Genomic DNA, 6,037 nt, shown 5'->3' with positions numbered 1-6,037 from the left:
CCCACCTGCTATTACGGTATTCTTTTCCACGGCGTACTCCTTATGTTGCTCTTTGAGTCGGAAACCCTTTGTAGCAACAGTACGCCACCTCATTCAAGCCAGTTGTAACGGCCCGTACACCACTTTCGAGCATAGCTCAATCCGTTGGCCGAATTCCATGAATCTGATTTCAGCGTCCTTAATGTAGAGGTGGATTCCCAGATTTTCTTCGAAGATGATTACGATAGCATACTGGGGCAGCTTATTGCTCATGTGGTAAACACGGAGGGACCAGTGCGAACCGATGTACTCACCAAGCGCATTGCACGCGTTCATGGGTGGGCCCGAACTGGAGCTCGTATACAAAGTCGTATAGTTGGACTAGCCCAAGGAAAGTACCCTACCAGCAAAGAAGACGTTGGCCTTTTCTATTGGCCAATGGGCAGCAATACGTCCCGTTTTTCAGCTTTTCGCCACCCTTGCAATGAAACCGTTCGGCCTGTAGATGAGATTGCTTTACCAGAACTTATTTCGCTTGCCTGTGAATTAAGAAGGCGGCAGCATTTCGAAGACGAAGCCGCCGCCGTCTTAGCTATGGCCCACGCAGTGGGACTACAGAAGCTCCGCACTGCAAGTCGGCACAGGCTGTCCCGCGCGTGGAGAGATTCGATGAATTACAATGAAACGCTATAACAAATTCTTGGCATTCCGTATTTCTATTGGACAAGTCTGTCAGCAACTTAGTTTATATTCTACAGCATAGTTGTCTTTTTCAACGCTGTCTGTCGCCGTTTTGCAGAACGATAGCTGCATAACCTATAATGCAGTTCGTTCAAAAGCCCTGTCCTAGAGGAATGCATGCCTATCCGCCCCTACCCCATCCCCATGGATGACTTCCGTAACGTGCTAACGCTTTCCCCGCTCAGCCTGGTCGAAATAGCGCGCAGATTCGAGATCAGCCGCAGCAATCTGATGGGCTTGCTCGGAGGCAATCGCACGCTCAGTGATGACAGACTCCTGCAGTTGGTGAAATGGGTGGGGCTGGTAGGGGCGAATTCCCTGCACCTGAATTCTGGCATTCATTTTTGGAAAATTGCTTCCGAAACACAAATGGAAGCTTTTCTGCATCTGCCCACAGGGATATTGCCGGAATCCTTACGCTGGAGTCTGGTCCTGGAGTTTCCGCCCCAGGATCGGGACTGGATACATCTCAAGGCCGATATCGGCGAGCACTGTTGGGTTTTGCTGTCCGTCCGACCAGTCTTTTTTGCTTTGCTGCGGGACCGCCTTCCAGGCATTGGTCGCCCAGTAACGCTGATGTATTTACAAAAACCGCTGAAACAAATCCTTGCCGATACCAGTAATCCGGGTTTGGCGGTTGCGTGGGCAAAGCAGCCGCAAACCCTGACTTTGGTAGATGCGCCAATGCGGGACACTCATGCAGCGGATTTGTCGGACTGGATGGCTTGGGCACGGCAGAAGTTGGCCCTCGACACCAGTGACATCAGTGACCAGATTTATCCACCCGTGACGGAATCTCCCGAAGAAGGACTGAACCCTGCAATTCCTTGTGATCAGGCCTGGAACCTCTTGGCACACCGTCTGGACGTCGCCGGTGCCGCGCATCCGGATATCGTCGATATCCCGATATTCCCTATGGAGCAATTCGGCGAATACCCTAGCGGCATGGTGCGGATGGATCGGAACTGGCTGGGGGATACTCTGCTGGAGCTTGGGAAAAAAGGACGGTTGCGCTGCTACGTCAGGGAAAACAGTACAGAGAGCGTGATCGTGGCCTTGTCTACGGTAACACGCTGTGGATTACCGCCACCCTGGGTTTCGTCCCCCGCGTCAGATCGTTACCTGATATGGCGTGAGCAACATCTGGAAATCACTGCGCACATTGAGTCCAATGACCATTGTATCGGGCCGGTGGTGGCTTCCTGGCATCGCGCTACAACCTGCAACGTTCAATAGTATCCATCCAGCCTTCTGGGTTTACGGACAGTGAACCGCTGATCTTATTTTGGGGGATGGCATGGAAGATGAACATGTTCCGGAAGGACTCTGGCTTTGGAGTCTAAATAGCCTGGAAAACCAGAGTGAAATGCGCAAATGATGATTAAACAAAGGCGCAGAAAACGGGCAGATTTCCACCTAACCTACTAATTATGCTTGATTTAACCGGAATTAGCCTTAAAGAAGAAACCATGCGTCTCTGGTTTTCCCGTCTAAATAGCCTGGAAAACCAGAGTACAAAGGCCAATGGTGGTTGAGAATGGCGCGGGAACCAGACCTGCTCTCAGTGTATAGCATATCCGGCAATGGTTGGGTTTACCTGTGGGTGTCGGAATAGCTGCGACCGAACCATCATGCTGAATTAACCCAGTCAGGGGCCCGTATTTTTCTCCACGTGAAAAATAATAGCTTTAGCACCCATGAATGGCGAAAAACGGCTCATAGAGTAGACCGCTCACGTCGAGGAGCTGTTTTTTGCGTTCCGAAAATAATGGCGTAAATATATCATACATAAACATCTTATTTTGCTTTTCTTAAAATACTCCCCCCTCTAGGTTTATCGAATGCAATTTTATTAGCACAGAAAAAACCACAAAAAACTCTGTTAAAAGATAGTCGGTTAACGATGTTTTCGTGTTGCTGATGACTTTTCCTCCGGGCGTGTTGGAGAGCGTTCGGCTATGCCAATTATTGGAGATAAACATCCCTATTTCCATCTTACACAATCGCCACAGTAATCTGCATTTAGGCTCATTGGAAAAATATCTAAGAGATCCTTCAAATATCAGTTTCTACAGAATGCATGGCCAAATGGCTATCTTCCATAATTTCAATGAACATCCTCGTTGTGCTTCAGTCTTGTGCTGCATCAAAAGGTACCTATTGGTATGGATTGTTGGACCTCTCGCTTTTGATTCCTGCGCAATTTTTTTTGCTAAGCAGTGCGGCATAGCAGTCAGGTTTGTGCTTGTTGCTATTTGTCACCATATTGTCACCATATTAGTGCCATTTGTCGTCATGCCAATGAATGTCACCATTTTGTCTATTTTTAAACACCAAATTGGTGACATTCATTGGATATGCACGAACCACCACATGTGTTGGATGGATCTTGCGGATTATATTTACCATAAGAGTGATTTTCTTCGAGATTGCGCTCGAATGATTACAACAATATGGGACGATGCGGAAACAAAAGATAGGCTATAAATTCATGGATTATAACGAGACAAAATGGAAAAAAGGTCTATCAATTATCGAGATTTAAAAAATACGATCATATATCCACCAAGAAGTAAGATGAAAACTTTTGGAAGGACTATGATCGCATGGAAGAGGCCTACGAATACGCCGTGCTGGCTTTTTACTCACGAATCAACAACAAATTACTCCACTCGCATAACTTTCTGATATTAGGAGTTACAGAGAATAGTAAATATCTCCCTGCAAAGCCGGGAGCTTTAGTCCATGAGCCGCTCAAAGCGGCTTAAAACGGGGACGCTAACGCGGCCACTCAGTTTTGGCGCCACCACTGGGTGGCACGGATCAGCTCCATATGTTCAACTGATCTACTCGTTCATCCTCTTTCTCCTGATAGCGAATATAATACCGAATCATCGCTTCATCTCTGCCCACCGTCGATACAAAATATCCGCGCGCCCAAAAATGCTGACCCACGGACTTACGCTTCCGTTCACCGTAAGTCCGTGCTAAATGGATCGCGCTCTTGCCCTTGATGTAACCCACCACACTGGATACTGCGTACTTCGGCGGTATCGAAATCAGCATAGGCCCATGGTCAACCATCAGATGTCCTTCTTCTATCCGGCTTTCCTTATGCGGGACAAAGCCCGAAATACCTCTCCAAGATCATTCCGTAACTGACCATACAACACCCTACGTCGGCACTTCGGAATAAATACTATGTGATATTTACACTCCCACCTGCTGTGCCTTAGGCCCAATATCTCGTCGATCGGTTTCTACTTCGTCGTGTGCTTGGCGGCTCACAGCGTCGGTTCTCCGATGGACGCCACTATATGTCAAACATCTACTGTCACCCCGGCAGAGCTGGGGGATTTCCTATTTTTGGTTAAGCGTATTGTCTGACGCCCATTCCCAGTTGCCCTGCTGTGCGGCACATGCGGCCAATGATCGCCTGACAGTGGCTATTATTCCGGGTAGATTCTCAACCTGACTGAAGAGCGACAACACAAATGCTTAAAAATTAACCAGATGGAATAAGTCAGCGTTCCACTGTAGTGGACTGACTACAGTACAGTAGGGCTCGACCGAATGAAAACCGGCTGAAATCTTGTAGGAATGCTTTTTGCTGGTACGCCTTTGGTCTTTTTTATGGGAGCATCATTATGAAATCCATTCCCTCCCCCTCAACAGCTCGACGAAAATCGGTGCTATGGGTGGTGGCTACCACCCTCGTCCTTTCATCGGCCGTTGGGATCACTCCAGCACTCGCCGATAATCTTTCATTAGGCCTGGCCGTTCCGGGGCTGAGTGTTTCAGTAGGCGGAGCACCGGCCTATTATCCCGTATCCCCACCAGTAGTTTATGTGCCACCCCCACAACCCGTGTATTATTATGCGGCTCCGCCACCCCCGCCACCTCCACCGCCACCGGGACCGCCTCCACCGGGACCGCCTCCACCGGGACCGCCTCCACCAGGCCCGCCTCCACCGGGACCCGGGCCTTGGGGAGGGCCGCCACCACCGCCCCCACCCGGGCCTCCATCCGGCTATTACGCGGCTCCCACGCCTGTAGTGGGTTATGTATCTACTCCCTGGTAGGAATGTTGCTTGTATTTGCAAAACAGGATAAGAGAAAGGCCGTATTATTGGCTGATTGCGGGCACTTTATTGTTGAGCGGCTGCGCCTCAACGATAGCTGCCCCACCCCCAACACCTGCGTCGACGCACTATCGGCCTGAACAGATCTTACCTTATCCACCCGCCTCAACCATCTTGGCGCCCACGCATCCAATCCAGAGAACATCAGGACTACAGCGCGATTGCCAGCAATACCAGGCGCAGGTGCGTCTATTGCAACAAAAGCTGACAAAACGGCCGCACACAGAAGGTCAAAGCGACGACCTTGACCAAATTCAGGCGGTCGTACAGCCGTTATGCACCAAACCGCTTTCTGGAACGTCCTATCGGATTGCCCGACAAGAAATTCTTCAGGCAACCCGGGATGTGGAACAACTATCCGGATCCCCTTCCACTACTACACCATAAGGAGCCTAATCCCCATGCAATATCCCCTTCGATTAAAATTCGGTCATCACCGGTACGGGTTAAAAGTTCTGGCGTTGGGTTTTTGTCTGATCGCCATGACTGGCTGCGCCAATATGAGCCCCACAGGACAACGCGCACTGAGTGGTGGGGCTATCGGTGCTGCGGGCGGTGCAGTGCTGGGTGCTGTTGTGGGTGGCAATCCGGCCGTAGGGGCCGCAGTGGGCGGTGCAGCAGGAGCAGCAACCGGCGCTTTGATGCACTGAAATCCTGATTCATGACCGGAGGAAAAGCCCCATTTCAGAAAAATGGGGCTTTTTTTAGACCTGTTTACAGAAAAATTGTCTGACTTTTACAAGACATACGCGCCCATAAAATCCTTCACGGAGGGGGTGGCGGGGGCGGCGGCCCCGGTTGCTGGTAATACGCCCCGGGACCCGCTGGCCCTCCGGGCGGCGGTGGGGGTGGGGGCGGTGCAGGATGCGCATAATATCCGCCAGGGCCCGGAGGCGGTCCAGGGGGATAGGCATAACATCCCGCCAACGCCATCAAGGTGCCGAACAAGGTCGCTACACGTAAAGCTGGCTGCCAGACTTTACGGCGCTTCAGTGACTCCATTTCATGGAACATACGGTTCTCCTGTAGGAAGATCGGTTTTTTATCTTTCCCCGAACAAATGGCTCAGGGGTTACGGTATAAAAATGTGCATACCTCCTTTCCGCTTTGCGGTCACGCTTTTCGGACTTGTGTAGCGCTTTCCAATATTGAGAAAGCAATAAGCGTTCCAGCAC

4 protein-coding genes and 1 pseudogene are annotated in these 6,037 nt (G+C 50.5%); 3 read left to right on the top strand and 2 right to left on the bottom strand.

Annotated features, from left to right (window positions below):
* The first annotated feature begins 189 nt into the window (after nt 1-189).
* Nucleotides 190-672 carry a DUF3320 domain-containing protein gene (locus tag H7F08_RS15970; RefSeq protein WP_413541264.1) on the top strand — a complete coding sequence of 161 codons (483 nt, stop codon included), beginning with the start codon at nt 190-192 and terminating at the stop codon, nt 670-672.
* 165 nt (nt 673-837) lie between these two features.
* Complete coding sequence (locus H7F08_RS14620) at nt 838-1,956, top strand: hypothetical protein (RefSeq protein WP_193640942.1); 1,119 nt, start codon at nt 838-840, stop codon at nt 1,954-1,956.
* 1,587 nt (nt 1,957-3,543) lie between these two features.
* Here H7F08_RS14620 and tnpA read toward each other — a convergent pair.
* Nucleotides 3,544-3,974, bottom strand: a pseudogene (gene tnpA, locus H7F08_RS14615) (IS200/IS605 family transposase).
* Between the two features lie 1,289 nt (nt 3,975-5,263).
* Here tnpA and H7F08_RS14610 point away from each other — a divergent pair.
* On the top strand, nt 5,264-5,512 hold the full coding sequence (locus tag H7F08_RS14610) for a YMGG-like glycine zipper-containing protein (protein ID WP_010636705.1): 249 nt from the start codon (nt 5,264-5,266) through the stop codon (nt 5,510-5,512).
* Nucleotides 5,513-5,627: 115 nt separating this feature from the next.
* Here H7F08_RS14610 and H7F08_RS14605 read toward each other — a convergent pair whose 3' ends face one another.
* Entirely contained in the window at nt 5,628-5,876 is a 249-nt protein-coding gene (locus H7F08_RS14605; RefSeq protein ID WP_077218551.1) for a hypothetical protein, read from the bottom strand.
* Nucleotides 5,877-6,037: the final 161 nt, after the last annotated feature.

The organism is Acidithiobacillus sp. HP-11, assembly GCF_015100075.1.
Taxonomy (GTDB): domain Bacteria; phylum Pseudomonadota; class Gammaproteobacteria; order Acidithiobacillales; family Acidithiobacillaceae; genus Acidithiobacillus; species Acidithiobacillus thiooxidans.
Note: the sequence above shows the minus strand (reverse complement) of the source record. Positions and strands in the feature narration are given on the sequence as shown.